Raw genomic sequence first — 14,383 nt, 5'->3', positions numbered from 1 at the left:
TGTCCCATAACGTGAGCGTGTTCTTTGAAATCACGTCGCTTTCCGGTCCATAGTGTAGTCAGGTTTACTATGTGGTTAATATAAGGACACACCTATGCCAGCAGTCATTGATAAAGCATTGGATTTCATCGGTGGTATGAATACGTCTGAGCCAGTACCACAGTCTATGGATGAAAGTACCGCGAAGGGAATTCTCAAATATTTAAAAGAACTGGGCGTACCCGCCACCCCGGCCGACGTCGCTGCGCGCGGCCAACAGCAGGGCTGGAGCGCTGGGTTTACCGACAAAGTGGCGGAGTGGGCTGAACGGGTCGCCGCCGGCGAACGGCTGGTGATTAAGCATCCGGAATTCTTTTCCACCTATATGCGGGAAGAGCTGCGCGCCCTGGTGTAATCGCCGCGCATCCACCCCGCCTCTTCAGCTTAATGCCTTCCCCTATTGGGAAGGCATTTTTGTTACTGCCCTCGATAGCCGCCGCCCAGGGCTTTGATCAGGGTAATGTCGGTGCTTAGCCGCTGGGCCTCAATGTCCAGCAGCAACAGCTGCTGGGCGAGGACCGCCCGGCGGGCTTCTTCGGCGGCGTAGCGGCTGAGGAGGCCGCGCTGATAATGAGCGCGAGCGCTATCGGTGGTGGTCTGCGCCGCGGTGACTTTTAGCTGCTGCAGCGCGCGCTGCTGATTCAGGTCGTTAAGCTGGCTGGAGCTGATGGCGACATCGCGAACCGCATCCAGCACCGCCTGGTTGTACTGTTTGATCAGGATGTTGCTGGCGGTGCGTACCGACTGCAGATTAGCGTTCAGACGGCCGCCGTCGAAGATCGGCAGATACAGCCCGGGCAGCAGGTTGATCTGCTGGAAAGAGGACTTAAACAGATCCCCGACGCTCAGGGCGTTATAGCCCCAGAACGCTTTGATATCAAAATGGGGGTAGAAGGCCGCTTTCGCCGCATCGACCTGGCTCAGGGAGGCGGTGACGTAGCCGCGCAGCGCCTGCAGGTCCGGACGGCGGGCCAGCAGCTCGAAAGAGAGCGACGGCGGCAGCGTCTCCTGGAGCGCCGGCAGCGCCACCGGATGGATGGCCGGCATGCTCTGCGCATCGGCGCCGATCAGCGCCCGCAGGGTTTCACGATACTGGGTCAGCATCCCCTCGGCGCTAATGATCTGCTGGCGAGCGGCGAGCTGTTCGGCCTGGGCGTTGGCCACATCCACACTGTCTTCCAGACCGCGCCGGGTCCGGTGCTCGTGGGCTTCCACCGAGAATCGGGCAATGCCCTCCAGCTCCTGCAGCAGCGCGATTTTCTGGAACGTCGCCTGCATGGCGAAATAGAGCTGCGCCACGCTGCTGGCGATGTCGAGCTCAATGCCGGCGGTCTCCGCCAGCCGGGCGTTTTTCTCGCCAATAGCGGCGGCGACCCGGGCGCGATCGGCCCCCCAGAGATCGATATTCAGCTGCGCCCCGACGCCAACGGTATTCAGCGTATACCAGGGGCCGTTTTTATCCACCGGCAGGGAGTATGAGTAGGGCCAGCTAAAGGATTTGTCGGTGATCCGCAGGCGGTTTTGCGCCGCGACGGCGGTAGCCTGCAGGCCCATCGCCGACCGGGCGAGTTCCACCGTGGACTGCGACTGGGAGATGCGCAGCCGGGCGGCCTGCATGGTCGGCGAGTTCTGCAGCGCCCGGTTGATCAGCATATTGAGCTGAGGATCATCATAGGCCTCCCACCAGCGGGCGGCCGGCCAGTCGCTGTTCGCCAGGTGGATCACCTGCGCCAGCTGGGCCTGCTGCGGATTGACGATGGCGACCTGGGCAGGCTCATCCTGGATCAGCGCGCAGCCGCTGAGCAACGTCAGCGTCAGGGTAAAAAGAGTGCCGCGCAGGCGCGCGGAGAAAGGAAGGATCATCATGACGTTTTAGCCTGTTGCTCAGTCGCTATCGGTGTCGGCCCCCAGTCGGGCAGGGCGGCCAGCGCGGCGGCCAGCGCCGGGCCAAAGGGGTTAGTCAGTTCGGCGGTCAGCTGTTCGCCAGGCGCCGTCGCCTCCTGTTCGATACGTTCAGCGTAGCGCCGCAGCTGTTCGGCGCAGCGGGCCAGGGTCGGGTCTCCCGGCGCGGCGTTGAGTCGGTAGCCTTCGCTGAGGCGGGCGATCTCCTCGGCCTGGGCGAGGGTGGCGCGCATCGGCCAGTCTTTCGCCTGGGGCCAGGGGTGAGCATACGTGCCCAGCGGTTCGGCGCGAACCCGGTGGATCAGCGCTTCGCTGTCGGTGAAGGCGACAAGCAGGGGAGCCAGCGGAACCGCCTCCTTCGGGGCGGCGAGGCAGTCCGCCAGCCGGCGATAGAGTGCCGCAAGGCGGGTTTTCAGCTGCGGCGCTTCGCTGTCCGGCCAGAGATACAAATGAACAATGGAGGAGACCAGCACCCCGAGCAGGATGCCCAGCACCCGATCCCGGAGCTCGGTGAGGTTCGTCAGCGGAGCAAACCAGCTGAGAAAGGCCAGCGCAAAGGTGAAACCAATCTGGATCCCGGCGTAGGCGATACGCTCCGAGCCGGCGGCAATCCACGCCGCCAGCGCCAGCACCGGCAGGGACATCGCCAGCAGGCCCGTCAGCGAATCGGTCCAGGGCTGGACAAAGACGATTAACAGCAGCGCCAGCAGGGAGGCGAGCAGCGCCCCGCCGATGCGCAGCCATGTCTTTTGCATCGTGGCGCCCAGCCCGGGCTGGGCGACGATCACGCAGCTCAGCATAATGGTATGTAGACCCTGCCAGTCGGCAGCGGTATAGAAGACATAGCAGATTAGGGTCGCCAGCAGGGTCTTGAGCGCAAAATGGAGATATGCCGGGTTGCGCCAGGCGTCCGGCGCCAGCAGGGGCGCCTTCTCCACCTCACCCTGCGGCAGGGCAACCGGCTCACCCTGCGCCAGCCGCTGCAGAGTGGTAGCCATCTCCTGCAGAACAGCGCGATTGACGCCGCGACCGCTGAGCGTCAGGGGAGGAATAGCGCCGTCAAACGGCTCCTCGCTAAGGGCGTTCTTCAGCTGAAGTACCGCCTGCGACAGCTGCTGGCGATCGTCACTATCCGCCTCGTCTGCTTGCAGCAGGGCCGCCAGCTGGTAGCAGCGCAAAGTGGCGGCCAGCCGCGAGCGCCAGGCCAGGGGATCGGCGGCGATCTCCGGTGTCGCCCGGCTGGCCTGGGCGAACAGCGACTGCAGCTGATTGAACTGCGCGGCGGTCTCGCCGAAGGTCGGTGGCGCTTCAGCGTCCGGGGCCGCCAGCCGCCGGGCGACCTCGTGCAGCATCCCGGCCAGGCGCGCCTTAAACTGGTTACCGGGAAAGGCCTGCTGAAAGCAGGCGTTGACCAGCAGGGTGACGAGGATCGCGGTGTTAATCGCCACCCACAGCCAAAGCAGCAGCCGCACCAGGATCTCGCTCTGGCTGGTCATCGACGGGAAGGTCTGAGCGTAAATCACCGCCAGCGCCACCACGAAAAAGGCCAGTCCCAGCTTGCCCAGCACCCGCATCAGATAGAGGGCGCAGAAAAAGAGCGCCACGGAGGCCGCCAGGCGGATCAGCGGGTAGTCATAGGTCCACTTGATGATCAGCAGCACGCCGCCGAGCGCCACGGTGACGGTGACAAAAAAGACCACGCTGACCAGCTTAATCATCAACACGTTAGGCTGGCTGACGTAGAACACGACGATCAGCGCAACGGCCAGGAAAGGGATCTGCAGGGTCATAAACAGGGTGATGAGCACCGCGCAGCTTAGCGTCAGGCGCAGCGTGTAGCTGGCGCGTCCCGGCGCGTCGCGCAGTTCCTGGCGTAAAAAATGGGCGAGAGGAAACATAGCGTCGCCCGGCTACGGCTGCAGCACGGCGCTGGCCGAGGCGCCCATGCGGAACAGTTCCGGGTCGGGATCGCTGACGGCGATTTTCACCGGGAAGCGCTGCGAGACGTGGACCCAGTTAATGCTTTTCTGGATCAGCGGCAGCCCTTCGATGACGCTCCCACCTTCGGGCAGGACCCCGGAGCCGACCGAATCCACCACCCCGTTAAAGGTCCGGTTGTGGTTGGTCATCACGGTGATCCGCGCCGCCACGCCGGGGCGCACGTTGTTCAGGTCGGTTTCGCGGAAGTTCGCGATCACATACCAGCGGTCGTCATCAAGCAGGGTGAAGACCGGCTTCAGCGCCGAGGCGTACTGGCCGACGGTGGTTTTCAGCGCCACCACCACGCCGTTGAACGGCGCGCGCACTTCGGTAAATTCCAGATGCAGTTCAGCGAGGGCGATTTGCGCCAGGACCCCGGCGCGTTGCGCCACCATGGCATCCACGCCGGTCACGGCCGCCGAGGCCTGTTTGGCCTGCAGCAGCGTGGCCTCCAGCTCCGCCCGCGCCGCTTTCTCAGCGGTGCGCGCCTGATCGAGATCTTCCTGGGAAGCGAACCCCTGCGGCACCAGCGGCTCAAGGCGGATACGCGTGGAGGTGGTCTGCTTAACCAGCGCTCTGGCGCGCTCGACGGCGGCCGCCACCGACTGGGCGTTATACTCCTGCGCTTTGATAGTGCGCTGGGTCAGCATGATCTGCGCGTCGAGGGTCGTCAGCCGGGCTTTCGCGTCATCGAGCATTGCCTGATAGGGGCGGGGGTCGATGCGGAACAACAGATCGCCTTTTCTCACCCGCTGGTTATCGCGAATGGGCATCTCCACGATGCGTCCGCTGACCTCGGGCACTACATCGATGGTATCGGCATAGACATAGGCGTCATTGGTCTCCGGCGAGGTTTGCAACTGCCAGATAACGAGGATCAGCGCCAGGATGGCGGCAAGGACCAGCGCCAGCAGAGGCCACTTTTTGCGTAACAGGGAAGTGCGGGAAGTTGTCATAAGCGATCAGTGAACAAAAAACAGAAACCACAGCAACGTGGCGAACAGGAACATCAGCGCGACGTAGCTGAAGACCAGGGGAGAAAAGCGCGGCTGCCAGCCTTTACGGGTAATCAGGATATGGCAGGGGATCAGTAAAAACGCACCGCCCAGTAAGCAGAAAAACCAGCCGGGAAAAGCAGCGCCCAATACCGGGATCTCTGGCGAAAGTGAGCAGCCGGAAAGCGGCAAGACGAGCAGTAACCGCGCCGGGCGGGCGATGGTGGCAATATGATTCAATGGAACATCCCTGAGTGATCATACCAGTGTGTCATGAGTGTAATCGCCTCGTTGCGGGAATGAAAGTCAACCGATCGTTGACTGCGGGATCCTTGTGCGATGGGAGAGCATGATGTGAGGCGTCAATTCCCGCGCTTGCGCATAGTCAGCCGCCACGGCGAGGGCTATGCTTAGCCTGAAAGATAAAAACGACCGAGGCAATGTCATGGATAAGGAATTACTGGAAGCCGGCTACCGGGCCTACACCGGGGAGAAAATCGACGTCTACTTTAATACGGCGATCTGTCAGCATTCCGGGAACTGCGTGCGCGGCAGCGCGAAGCTCTTCAACCTGAAGCGTAAGCCGTGGATTATCCCGGATGAAGTGGATGTCGCGACGGTGGTAAACGTGATTGATACCTGCCCGAGCGGCGCTCTGCAATATCGTCATAAATAAGCGAGGAGAAGATGGAAATACTGGAAGGGCATAACAAATTTTATGTTAACGACGCGCAGGGAAACCAGGTGGCGGAGATTGTTTTTGTTCCCACCGGCGAACACCTCAGCATTATCGAACATACCGATGTTGATCCCAGCCTGAAAGGCCAGGGCGTGGGGAAACAGCTGGTGGCGAAGGTAGTGGAAAAAATGCGCCAGGAGCAGCGGAAGATTATCCCTCTCTGCCCGTTTGCCAAACATGAATTCGATAACACCCGCGAATACGACGATATTCGCGCATGACGTACCGGCACCGGTGCTAACCGGTGCGCTTTTCTCGCACCCTCAACGATCCGCCGGATCGCGCTGGTGGGAAAAGCGGCGGATCAGATCCGGGAGATGTTCACGCCGCATCGGTGGTGAAAACAGATAGCCCTAGAAGCGATCAATCCCCAGCGATTTTAACTGCGTAAATTTCGCCAGTGAATCCACCCCTTCCGCCACACAGCGACTGTCGCTTAACTGGCAGTAGTAGGCCAGGCTTTTTATTAGCGCAAGCGCCTTCGGATCGTGCTGGGCGTCGTTGACGATGCTCATATCCAGTTTATACGCATTGAAGTGCAGTCGACGCGCCGGAAAGATAACGCTCCCCTGAGAAAAGCAGTCGTCCAGCATCACGCGCACGCCAGCACGTTGCAGCTGCGCCACGTGGGCGGCGGAGCGGCTCTGATGGCGAAAATCGATAGTTTCAGCATATTCCAGCACCAGCCTTGCCACGCCCTCTGGCTGCCGAAGCTGCTGGCGAGCGGCTTCCACCATCCGCAGCAGGCTGTCACTGTCGGCGAGTGAGGAGGGTATGTTGACCGAAAAATAGAAGGTGCCTGGATACTCATTAATATTCTGCACGGCCTCCTGCAGAACAAAGGCCGTAAGCAGTAGCCAGGTGTAGTCGGCGCGGAAGTGCGGTAGAAAGGTCTGGGGGTGAAGTACCTGGCCGCGGTGGCGCCAGCGGATCAGGATCTCCACCCCCTGTAGCTGTGAGCGACTATCGACGATAGGTTGAAAAACCGGGAAGACCTGGCGATCGTGAATCGCTTGTACCCATTCCTGTTCAAACGCCGTCAGTGCGTTTGCGGGTGAGCGCGGCAGCAGCGTGCGCGGAAAGCGGGGGGCCAGATGCGGATGACATTCCACCAGCTTTTTCACCCCAGCCAGCCGCTGGGTGTAGAGCGTTTTCTGGCTCAATCCGAGACGTTGGGCCTGCTCGCCTATCGTCTGCCCTTGCAGCAGGGCGAGGATCACCTTGAGCTCGGCGTGGGTCAACCCGACGACCCGTTTTCCGTGGATCAGGGCGGCTTCGCTGGCAAGCCGCTCAAGCCGCGGCGCATTCTCCAGCCGATGGGCCAGCTCCGCGCAGGACAGATCGGCGGGGGCAGTATGGACGTTGCGCAGACGATCCGGATGACTCACCTGATAGAGCAGCGTTTGCCACAGCCAGATGGCCGGGCTGCGGCTCAGAATCAACATCGGTAACGGCGGCAAGGCCTCGTCGAGTAGCCTTGCCGCCTGGCGCAGCGTGGTGAGCATCCACAGGGGATCGTCAGGGAGATACACTACGATCCGCTTCACGGCGGCCAGTTCGCGCAGGGACACGCCCTCGACCGGCAGCTCAACGGGCCGCTTCGCGGCGTTCAGCATCAGCTGGCTCAACCCGCGGGCGGCCAGCGAGCAGGGCGAGAGGATATAATCGGTCATCATTGATAGACAAAGGTGATGCCGATGATCGACTGCACGTTGCCGGCGGTAACCTGGCCTGTGGTCCGGGCATAGGTGGCCGTCAGGCCGAGGTTGACCGGCGAGGTGCCGACGGTGCCCAGCGAGACCGTGCTGTTCGCCGGGACGGCGCTGCCGTTGCGCGTCAGCTGAACGCCTATCCCCTGCGCCGGCGAGGCGGAGGCGGTATTGGTGAAGATCGCGTTGGCGCTGTCCGCGGTGGTGCCGGAGAGGTAATACCCCAGCTGCTGGCTTTGCGCGCAGTGGACGGTGAGCGGCACGGCCATCGATCCCGGGTAGTCGGGGAGGGTGACGGTGACATCGCGGGCGGAGACATCGCAGCCGCCGGTGGGGACCACCACGTCGTTGTTGGCGTAAATGTTCCAGATGAACTGGAAGGAGTCGCTATTGTAGTTGTTGGTCTGATGCAGGATCAGCACCGCGATTAACGATCCTGCGGTGATGGCCACTCCACCGGCAGTGCTCACCGGCGTCAGATACAGGACGGCCGGCCAGGGTTTATCGGTCCGTGAATCATAAATCACCCGCGCGGTTTCCGTGGTGGTCGGGAACGGGTAAGAGGTGCCGTTATATTTCACGGTGCCTGAAAAACTCGACAGCACACCGCCATAGGCGGATCCGCGCTGCAGGGTCACGTAGTCGGTGATCGTTTCCGGATAGTCGTTATGGCAAAAAATCTGCGTGGAGAGGTCGACCACCAGGTTTTGCCCGACGTTCACCGCCGGGGTCAGGTTAACGTAGACGTTGGCTGACCCGCCGCCGATGGGAATCGTCGCCCCGGTGGCCGTTTTGCAGGCAAAGGACCAGGCGTTCATCGACCAGCCCAGCAGCAGCAGGGTGGTGAACAGGGGGATTATTTTTTTCATCATGATGCTCTCCTGGCTCAGGCGTAGGTATAGGTGACGTTAATCACCGCCTGAATGGTGCCTTGCGTGGCGCCGCCGTTGACGGACAGCGCCCTGACCTGCAGCGGGAAGCGAGCGGACTGGCTGGCCTCATCCACCTGTACCGACTGGCTGCTGCCATTGTTCAGCGTGGTGCCGTCCTCGTTCTGCAGTTCGAGCTGAATATTGCCCGCCGTTCCCTGGTTTTTGTAATAGCCGGTGCTGTCCGCCGTTCCGCTGAAGGTGGCTTTCACCCGTGAAGTACCCACGGGGCAGTTGCTCAGATCCAGCGCCACGCTGTGCCAGGCCGATGCCGAGCCCGCACCGATCAGGCTAAAGGTATAGAGATCGCCCAGCTCGACGGTGGCATTGACGGTGGAAACCGTGCAGGGTCTGGCCACCACCTTGCCGTTGACGGTGAGAGTGACGTCGGCCGCCCGCAGGGAAGCGCTCGCGGTTAACAGGCCGGCCAGCAGCCAGCCCACATGAGTCCATTTCATTTCAGCCTCCGCTTACTGAAATTCCAGGGTGAATGTCGCTGTCGCATTGACATGCCCGGCGGTGACGGGCACCTGAGTGGCCATCAGCCGGGCGTAAAAGTTGAGAATATTGGTCTGGCCCGGGGTCAGCGTGGTCCAGGTCATGGTGGATGACGGCGCATTGACCGGCAGCCGGGACTGCTGCTGATCGAGAATTTCCACCCCCATTCCTGCCGCCGCCGAGGTCCCGGCATCGAGTTTTAACAGGCTGGTGTTGACGCTGTCCGCCACGCCGGTGAAACCGACCTTCACCGCGGTGACGGAAGTGCCGCAGGGCGACAGCACGATGCGGAACGGCACCGGCGGCGTCGTTGCCCCAACGGCATAAAACTGCTTCGCGGCGTTATCCTGTAAATCGACAGTAAAATCCTTCGATTCGCCGGCTACCGTGCAGGCGTTATCGCGGACATAGCCGCTGATGGCGATCGTGCTATCGGCGGCAAGCGCAGCCGGTGCGCCCAGGGTGAACAGGGCGCCCAGCAGATACTGCAGTGTTCTCATCATGATCTCCTTAGCGGCACGCGACCGAAAGCTGACTGAGCGCCTGCTGCTGGCTCTCCGGCGGCAGACGGTAATCGGCCACGCACTGAGCGTCCGGGCCATCGCCCCATTTCACCCGCACTTTGCCCGCCAGCGGCATCCCGCTCAGGTAGACCTGGCCGTTGTCCGCGACGATGCTGCCGCTCTGGTTGCTGTCGCCGGTGGCGAGGGCGCCAAACGGCACCGGTTTGCCGCGATGGGTCAGCGTCATCAGGATCTTCATCCCCACCTGGGCGTTAAAGTTGGCGCGGACAATCGCCCCATGGGTGGGCACCACGCTGACCACCGCATCGTCAAGGTCGACATTGTCCGCCAGGGTGTTGGTATCCAGCGCGATCCGGTTTTCACGATACTCAGTGGCATAAGGCAGGACGGCATACCCGCGCCAGTCGGTGCGTACCCCGGTCTGGTTTTCCACTTTCACGCCGCCGGCGCCGGGGGCTTTCACCAGCACCACGGTATCGTTTAACGGTTGGCTCAGGGTGATGCCGTTGGCGTGCGCCAGCACGCCGCCGCTGACCCCGTAATAGAGCTGTTTAAAGCCATCGCTGCGGCTGTAGCCGACGTTGGCGTTGCCGTAGCCGCCGCGGTAGTTGAGGGCGGTGTAGCCTGTGCTCCCGTTGTCGCCGTTGCCGCCGCCGGCATAGCCGGTCTGCATGCTATAGCTGAGGTTGTTGTCTTCCAGCAGGGTGCCGTACAGGCCCGCCAGATTGGTCATGCGGCCATTGAGATCGTGCGACAGGCTGTAGCTGGCGCTGGCGTGCCGCCAGACCGAGCGGCTGTCGGAACGCAGCCAGTGGCTGAAGGGGATATTGATATTGATCGCCAGCATTTGATCGCGCCCCTGCTGCCAGGCGTTTTTTGTCAGGCTGTAGCTTAGCGACCAGTTGATATCGTCCACGGCGGCGTTGAGGCCGGCCTGCAGCTGCTCATCGGCATCGTCGGTGCCCCAGTAGGTCTGGTGGCTACCGCTGAGATAGAGGGTGGCGGTGCGCCCCAACTGCTGAGTCACGCTCAGCTGCACCTTGCCGCGCTTGCTGTAAGCCAGATTGTAGTAGTCGGTAAATTTCGGTTTTACCTGGATAACGCCGTCCTGGGTTTCCACACTGTAGCCGCTCATCCGGCGGTAAGTGGTATCGGCAAAGTTATAATAGCCGCGGGTAGAGTAGCGGTAGCCCACCAGCTGCAGGTTGGTGCCGGTCTCATCCAGGGATTTGTTATAGAGAAAACGCACCGACTGCCCCTGATGTTCGCTGTCGTCAGCCAGGGTGGCGTTGGCCTGAGTGATATCCAGCGACAGGGCGCCGAAATAGCCCATGTTTTTCCCCACCCCAAGGTTAAAGGCGCGATAGCGGTCTGCCAGCTGGGTGCCGCCGTAGAGCGTCCAGCCTGCCGGCAGGCCATGCATGACCGTGCCCTGGAAAAAATCGGGCGTTTCCTGCTGACTGTTGCCGCTGCGGTACTCCCCGGCGGTGAGGGCGAAGCGGGTATGGCCTTCACGCTGGAGAACCGGCACCGTTGACCAGGGCACGCTGAAGACCTGGCGGGAGCCATCCGCTTCTTTGATCGTGACCTGCAGATCGCCGCCATTGCCCGCGGCGTAGAGATCGTCGATGGTAAATGGTCCCGGCGGCACTGTGCTCTGGTAGATTTCGTAGCCGTTTTGCCTGATTGACACCTGCGCCGTGCCGCGGGCGATCCCGTGGATCACCGGCGCAAAGCCTTTCTGGCTGTCCGGTAGCATATTGTCGTCGGAGGCCAGCTGGGCGCCGCGGAAGTTGATCCCGTCGAAGACATCGCCGTTGGTGTAGCTGTCCCCTAGGGTGAGTCGCGAACGCAGAGGCGTGATGTCCCGCTCAAGCCAGCTGTTAACGTGCTGCCAGCGATTCTCGTTGGATGAGGTGCTACCGCCGCTGCTGTAGCTCCAGGTGCTGTTATCGCGCAGACGCCAGGCGCCAATGTTCAGGCCGCTCTGTAGATTCAGATAGGCGTAACGGCTGCTGCCACCTGTGGTGTTATGGGCGTTATTGCCCGTGAAGTTATAGTTTATCAGCCCGGCGGTGATACCGTTATCCCACAGCTCCGGCGGAATATAGCCGCGCGCATGGTTACCCATAAATGCCTGGGGGACGGTGAGGTACAGGCGCTGCTGTCCGACGTCGAAGCGCGTGGTAGCTTCGCTGATAAGCGTGGTCAGCGGCACGCAGGCCGTGCTGTCCAGCGTCGCCATGCCCGGCACCCGACCGGTATCCACACCCATGCTCGCCAGCTGGCCGCGTGTCAGGCAGGGGGACAGACCGTGACCCTGGGCATCGGCCTGGAAGGTGACGTCCCTGGTGGTCATAAAACCATTGTTGAGATAAATATCGACGCGATAGGTGCCTGGCGGAACCTCCTGGCCTTTTTCAAATCCCGACAGGTCAGCCACCGCCGCCGGATCGTCAGCTAAAAAGCGGGGGTTAAAATAGAGGTCCGCCCGCGCGGCAAACGGCTGTGAGCAGAGCCACAGCGCCAGCGCCGGAGATACCAGGCGCCGGGCAGTTCGGCAACCTAAATGATCCAGTCCATATTTCCGATGTGACATTATCCCTCCGGTCCGACGTTGCCCGGCTGTCATTGCTTCTGGTCATGCGCAGCGTGTCCCGCGCGGCGGGGCGCTTCTGGGTTAGCGCAGCACGCCATTCATTTTCGGCGTCAGCGCGCCGTAATCATTAATCGTGCGATAGGTGATGGTGTTCCCGGCATCCGCGGGTAGCTTGACGCTGGTTTTGCCCATCGGCGGTACGAGGGCGTTCTCCAGAATGCGTGTCCCGGCGTTCAGTTCGGTCACCGTCAGGTAATAGGGGGTGGGGTTCGTCAGCGTCAGCGACGATCCGCTACGGCTAAAGGTCAGCTTTTCCGCCGCTTGATCCGGAGGCAGGGCCAGTTTTCCCGGACGGTAGTAGAGCTTGATGCGGCTGATAATCGCCAGCTGCAGGGTATTGTCGCTGAGCTTTGATTTATCCATCGAAGGGATCGCCTTCACGTTCATCCAGAACAGACTTTCCCGATCCTGCGGCAGCTGGTTATTGGTGGCGTCGATAATGCGCAGGGTGTTCTCTTTTTTACCCTGCATGGCAAACAGCGGAGGAGTGATGACAAACCGGCCGTCTCGCTGACCATCGGCATTTTCCACCCATGACTGAATAAGCCAGGTACTGTTGTCATCATTATTGGTCACCGCGAGCTGGACCTGCTTCTGTCCCGCCGGGTAGATAACCCGGGTCGCGCCAAGCGCAACGCCCGCCTGCGCGCTGGCGCTAAAGATACTGGCGGCGAAAAGCACACATCCTGCCAGTAAGCCATGCGCCATCGTTGCCGTTTTTCTCACATTATCTCCTTGTCTGCTCACCGTGTTGTCCTGTTTGTCTGCGGATTAATTACTGATAGGTCAATGAGAACCAGGCCTGGGCATTGGCTGCACCGCCGGTGACCTGGCGTCCGGTCGCCCGATATTTGGCGACGAAATTTAGCGTCGTCCGTCCGCGGTAGAGTGATATCCAGCGATCCGTTGGACGATTGAGCGGGAGCTGCTGGCCCTGGCTGTCGAATAGCGCAATACCGATCCCACTGGCGATCCCCGGACCTTCACCCACCGACAGCACGTCGGGGTTTTTTCCATCAGCCACGCCGTGAAAGGTCACACCCACATGCTGGCTGACCGCCGTACTGCAATCCTGTAAATGAATCGCGAAAGGGATTGGGTTGCTGTCTTCGCCGACAGCATGAAATCGATTACTGCTGATCTGCCCCAGATTGACCGTCATCTGCCGATCGCCGGCTTCGACGTGGCAGGAGCTCGCCATTATCAGGCCCTGAAAACGCATGCTGCCCCCCGGCAGCGTGACGTTCCAATGATTACCGGCCAGCGCCAGCGGAGGCAGTAGCAGCAGCAGACCAGATTTCATTCCCTGCATCGTTTCACTCCGGTTGAAAATAGAGAGCGGGCCCTCCTGGCCCGAATAGCTTCCCTGCCTGACTCGGGTCTTACTCGTACTGCACTTTGAACGTGGCATCCGCGTTCGCTATACCAGCCGTCGCTGCGCCGGTCGCGTAGTAACGTGCCTGGAACGGGATGATGTTGGGGCCGTCATTCAGCGTGGTCGCAGCACTGAAGGTGGCGCCGTCCAGTGCCAGTGGCGTACCGGTATTGTCGAGGATCTGCACGCCGACGTTGGTTGCGCTGCCAGCGGCAGAGTTTTGCAGGGCCAGAACGGTGGTATTGCTGCTGTCGATGGCCGTACCGGCGAAGGCGACGGACGCTTTGGTGGCTACCGTAGTGTCGCAATCATCCAGCTGGATGTTGAAACCGACGGCCGAACTGGTGCTCCCCGCCGTGGCCAGTTTCGCGGAACGCACCTGGCCTAACTGAACGGTTTGATCGATAGAGCCGGCATCCACCGCACAGGCCGCATTAACGACTTCTCCTTTAAAATGCACGGTCCCGCCGTTGACCGTGGTGGTATCGGCCAGAGCTGCCGTGGAGCTCAGTGACAGGGCTGACACAACAATCATTGCCAGTGTTTTGATTTTCATACTGTTTTCCTTTGAACGATGTCGAAATAACGAACCGGATTGGCAGCCGTTGTGCCTTCCAGGCATTTCAGATTTCAGCCGAGTGGTCCGGCTGCCGGCTCTGCACAGTTTTCGCCCAACCGATGAGACAATTGGGGCCATTTTGACTCGTTGGGATAAATGATCTGTATTTTGTGTCAACCTGGTATTCTGTGGTTTTAAATGCTGCCAAATTTGGTTTTTATGGTAATATAATCTGGTGTGGTGGGAGGGGGTGCGAAAGGAATAGCGATGGCGTTGGCGACGGATCGCCGGTGCAGCAGAGATATGGTTAGAGAAAAGTGAGTAATTGCAGGTTTAAAAATAGATAATAATCAATGAGATATGATTTTTTTTGCGGAAATATGGCGCAGTGAGTTGCAAAATATGTCAAAACATTTTTATGATATAAACAGTTTGGCCCCAATTGACCTGTTCGTTATTTTTTTAATTCTTTAAA

At 60.6% G+C, this 14,383-nt stretch carries 16 protein-coding genes; 4 read left to right on the top strand and 12 right to left on the bottom strand.

Going from position 1 to position 14,383, the window contains the following annotated elements; translation table 11 throughout:
* Nucleotides 1–94 precede the first annotated feature (94 nt).
* Nucleotides 95–394, top strand: coding sequence for a DUF1889 family protein (locus KPHS_43690; RefSeq protein YP_005228669.1), 300 nt, complete (start codon nt 95–97; stop codon nt 392–394).
* A 62-nt stretch (nt 395–456) separates the two neighbouring features.
* Here KPHS_43690 and KPHS_43680 read toward each other — a convergent pair whose 3' ends face one another.
* The 4 genes from KPHS_43680 to KPHS_43650 are packed head-to-tail and all read right to left on the bottom strand — an operon-like array spanning nt 457 to nt 5,156.
* Nucleotides 457–1,905 (bottom strand): putative outer membrane efflux protein MdtP, encoded by a 1,449-nt coding sequence (locus KPHS_43680; protein ID YP_005228668.1) that lies wholly within the window; start codon nt 1,903–1,905, stop codon nt 457–459.
* Entirely contained in the window at nt 1,902–3,839 is a 1,938-nt protein-coding gene (locus KPHS_43670; RefSeq protein ID YP_005228667.1) for a multidrug efflux system protein MdtO, read from the bottom strand. Before KPHS_43670 ends, KPHS_43680 begins: the two co-directional genes overlap by 4 nt.
* A 12-nt stretch (nt 3,840–3,851) precedes the next feature.
* Complete coding sequence (locus KPHS_43660; RefSeq protein YP_005228666.1) at nt 3,852–4,877, bottom strand: multidrug resistance protein MdtN; 1,026 nt, start codon at nt 4,875–4,877, stop codon at nt 3,852–3,854.
* 6 nt (nt 4,878–4,883) lie between these two features.
* Nucleotides 4,884–5,156 (bottom strand): hypothetical protein, encoded by a 273-nt coding sequence (locus KPHS_43650; protein ID YP_005228665.1) that lies wholly within the window; start codon nt 5,154–5,156, stop codon nt 4,884–4,886.
* A 166-nt stretch (nt 5,157–5,322) separates the two neighbouring features.
* On the opposite strand from KPHS_43650, the gene KPHS_43640 reads away from it, so the two are divergent.
* Both KPHS_43640 and KPHS_43630 read left to right on the top strand, forming a co-directional pair.
* Nucleotides 5,323–5,592, top strand: coding sequence for a (4Fe-4S)-binding protein (locus KPHS_43640; RefSeq protein YP_005228664.1), 270 nt, complete (start codon nt 5,323–5,325; stop codon nt 5,590–5,592).
* A gap of 11 nt (nt 5,593–5,603) precedes the next feature.
* Nucleotides 5,604–5,876 carry an acyltransferase domain-containing protein gene (locus KPHS_43630; RefSeq protein YP_005228663.1) on the top strand — a complete coding sequence of 91 codons (273 nt, stop codon included), beginning with the start codon at nt 5,604–5,606 and terminating at the stop codon, nt 5,874–5,876.
* Between the two features lie 132 nt (nt 5,877–6,008).
* On the opposite strand, the gene KPHS_43620 is transcribed toward KPHS_43630, so the two are convergent.
* From KPHS_43620 to KPHS_43550, 8 genes are all read right to left on the bottom strand, one after another.
* Nucleotides 6,009–7,331, bottom strand: a complete 1,323-nt coding sequence (locus KPHS_43620; RefSeq protein ID YP_005228662.1) for a putative fimbrial protein — start codon at nt 7,329–7,331, stop codon at nt 6,009–6,011.
* Nucleotides 7,328–8,236, bottom strand: a complete 909-nt coding sequence (locus KPHS_43610) for a fimbrial protein FimH (protein ID YP_005228661.1) — start codon at nt 8,234–8,236, stop codon at nt 7,328–7,330. The genes KPHS_43620 and KPHS_43610 overlap by 4 nt, the downstream gene beginning before the upstream one ends.
* A gap of 14 nt (nt 8,237–8,250) precedes the next feature.
* Nucleotides 8,251–8,736: a fimbrial morphology protein gene (locus KPHS_43600; protein ID YP_005228660.1), complete on the bottom strand. Its 486-nt coding sequence runs from the start codon at nt 8,734–8,736 to the stop codon at nt 8,251–8,253.
* A gap of 27 nt (nt 8,737–8,763) precedes the next feature.
* Nucleotides 8,764–9,291, bottom strand: coding sequence for a type 1 fimbrial minor component (locus KPHS_43590; protein ID YP_005228659.1), 528 nt, complete (start codon nt 9,289–9,291; stop codon nt 8,764–8,766).
* Nucleotides 9,292–9,301: 10 nt separating this feature from the next.
* Nucleotides 9,302–11,914, bottom strand: coding sequence for an outer membrane protein for export and assembly of type 1 fimbriae (locus KPHS_43580; protein YP_005228658.1), 2,613 nt, complete (start codon nt 11,912–11,914; stop codon nt 9,302–9,304).
* Between the two features lie 81 nt (nt 11,915–11,995).
* Nucleotides 11,996–12,700 (bottom strand): periplasmic chaperone, encoded by a 705-nt coding sequence (locus KPHS_43570; RefSeq protein YP_005228657.1) that lies wholly within the window; start codon nt 12,698–12,700, stop codon nt 11,996–11,998.
* A gap of 49 nt (nt 12,701–12,749) precedes the next feature.
* Nucleotides 12,750–13,286 carry a fimbrial protein involved in type 1 pilus biosynthesis gene (locus KPHS_43560; protein ID YP_005228656.1) on the bottom strand — a complete coding sequence of 179 codons (537 nt, stop codon included), beginning with the start codon at nt 13,284–13,286 and terminating at the stop codon, nt 12,750–12,752.
* Nucleotides 13,287–13,356: 70 nt separating this feature from the next.
* Nucleotides 13,357–13,905, bottom strand: coding sequence for a major type 1 subunit fimbrin (pilin) (locus KPHS_43550; RefSeq protein YP_005228655.1), 549 nt, complete (start codon nt 13,903–13,905; stop codon nt 13,357–13,359).
* A gap of 363 nt (nt 13,906–14,268) precedes the next feature.
* Between KPHS_43550 and KPHS_43540 the strand changes: the two genes are divergently transcribed.
* Nucleotides 14,269–14,382 (top strand): hypothetical protein, encoded by a 114-nt coding sequence (locus tag KPHS_43540; RefSeq protein ID YP_005228654.1) that lies wholly within the window; start codon nt 14,269–14,271, stop codon nt 14,380–14,382.
* The last annotated feature ends 1 nt before the right edge of the window (nt 14,383 follow it).

This window comes from Klebsiella pneumoniae subsp. pneumoniae HS11286 (assembly GCF_000240185.1).
GTDB lineage: Bacteria > Pseudomonadota > Gammaproteobacteria > Enterobacterales > Enterobacteriaceae > Klebsiella > Klebsiella pneumoniae.
Note: the sequence above shows the minus strand (reverse complement) of the source record. Positions and strands in the feature narration are given on the sequence as shown.

What these genes read in the sequence shown, in the direction of transcription:
- KPHS_43690 (YP_005228669.1), top strand. Translation starts at nt 95, where the DNA reads ATGCCAGCAGTCATTGATAAAGCATTGGATTTCATCGGTGGTATGAAT.
- KPHS_43680 (YP_005228668.1), bottom strand. Translation starts at nt 1,905, where the DNA reads ATGATGATCCTTCCTTTCTCCGCGCGCCTGCGCGGCACTCTTTTTACC.
- KPHS_43670 (YP_005228667.1), bottom strand. Translation starts at nt 3,839, where the DNA reads ATGTTTCCTCTCGCCCATTTTTTACGCCAGGAACTGCGCGACGCGCCG.
- KPHS_43660 (YP_005228666.1), bottom strand. Translation starts at nt 4,877, where the DNA reads ATGACAACTTCCCGCACTTCCCTGTTACGCAAAAAGTGGCCTCTGCTG.
- KPHS_43640 (YP_005228664.1), top strand. Translation starts at nt 5,323, where the DNA reads ATGCTTAGCCTGAAAGATAAAAACGACCGAGGCAATGTCATGGATAAG.
- KPHS_43630 (YP_005228663.1), top strand. Translation starts at nt 5,604, where the DNA reads ATGGAAATACTGGAAGGGCATAACAAATTTTATGTTAACGACGCGCAG.
- KPHS_43620 (YP_005228662.1), bottom strand. Translation starts at nt 7,331, where the DNA reads ATGATGACCGATTATATCCTCTCGCCCTGCTCGCTGGCCGCCCGCGGG.
- KPHS_43610 (YP_005228661.1), bottom strand. Translation starts at nt 8,236, where the DNA reads ATGATGAAAAAAATAATCCCCCTGTTCACCACCCTGCTGCTGCTGGGC.
- KPHS_43590 (YP_005228659.1), bottom strand. Translation starts at nt 9,291, where the DNA reads ATGAGAACACTGCAGTATCTGCTGGGCGCCCTGTTCACCCTGGGCGCA.
- KPHS_43580 (YP_005228658.1), bottom strand. Translation starts at nt 11,914, where the DNA reads ATGTCACATCGGAAATATGGACTGGATCATTTAGGTTGCCGAACTGCC.
- KPHS_43560 (YP_005228656.1), bottom strand. Translation starts at nt 13,286, where the DNA reads ATGCAGGGAATGAAATCTGGTCTGCTGCTGCTACTGCCTCCGCTGGCG.
- KPHS_43550 (YP_005228655.1), bottom strand. Translation starts at nt 13,905, where the DNA reads ATGAAAATCAAAACACTGGCAATGATTGTTGTGTCAGCCCTGTCACTG.
- KPHS_43540 (YP_005228654.1), top strand. Translation starts at nt 14,269, where the DNA reads ATGATTTTTTTTGCGGAAATATGGCGCAGTGAGTTGCAAAATATGTCA.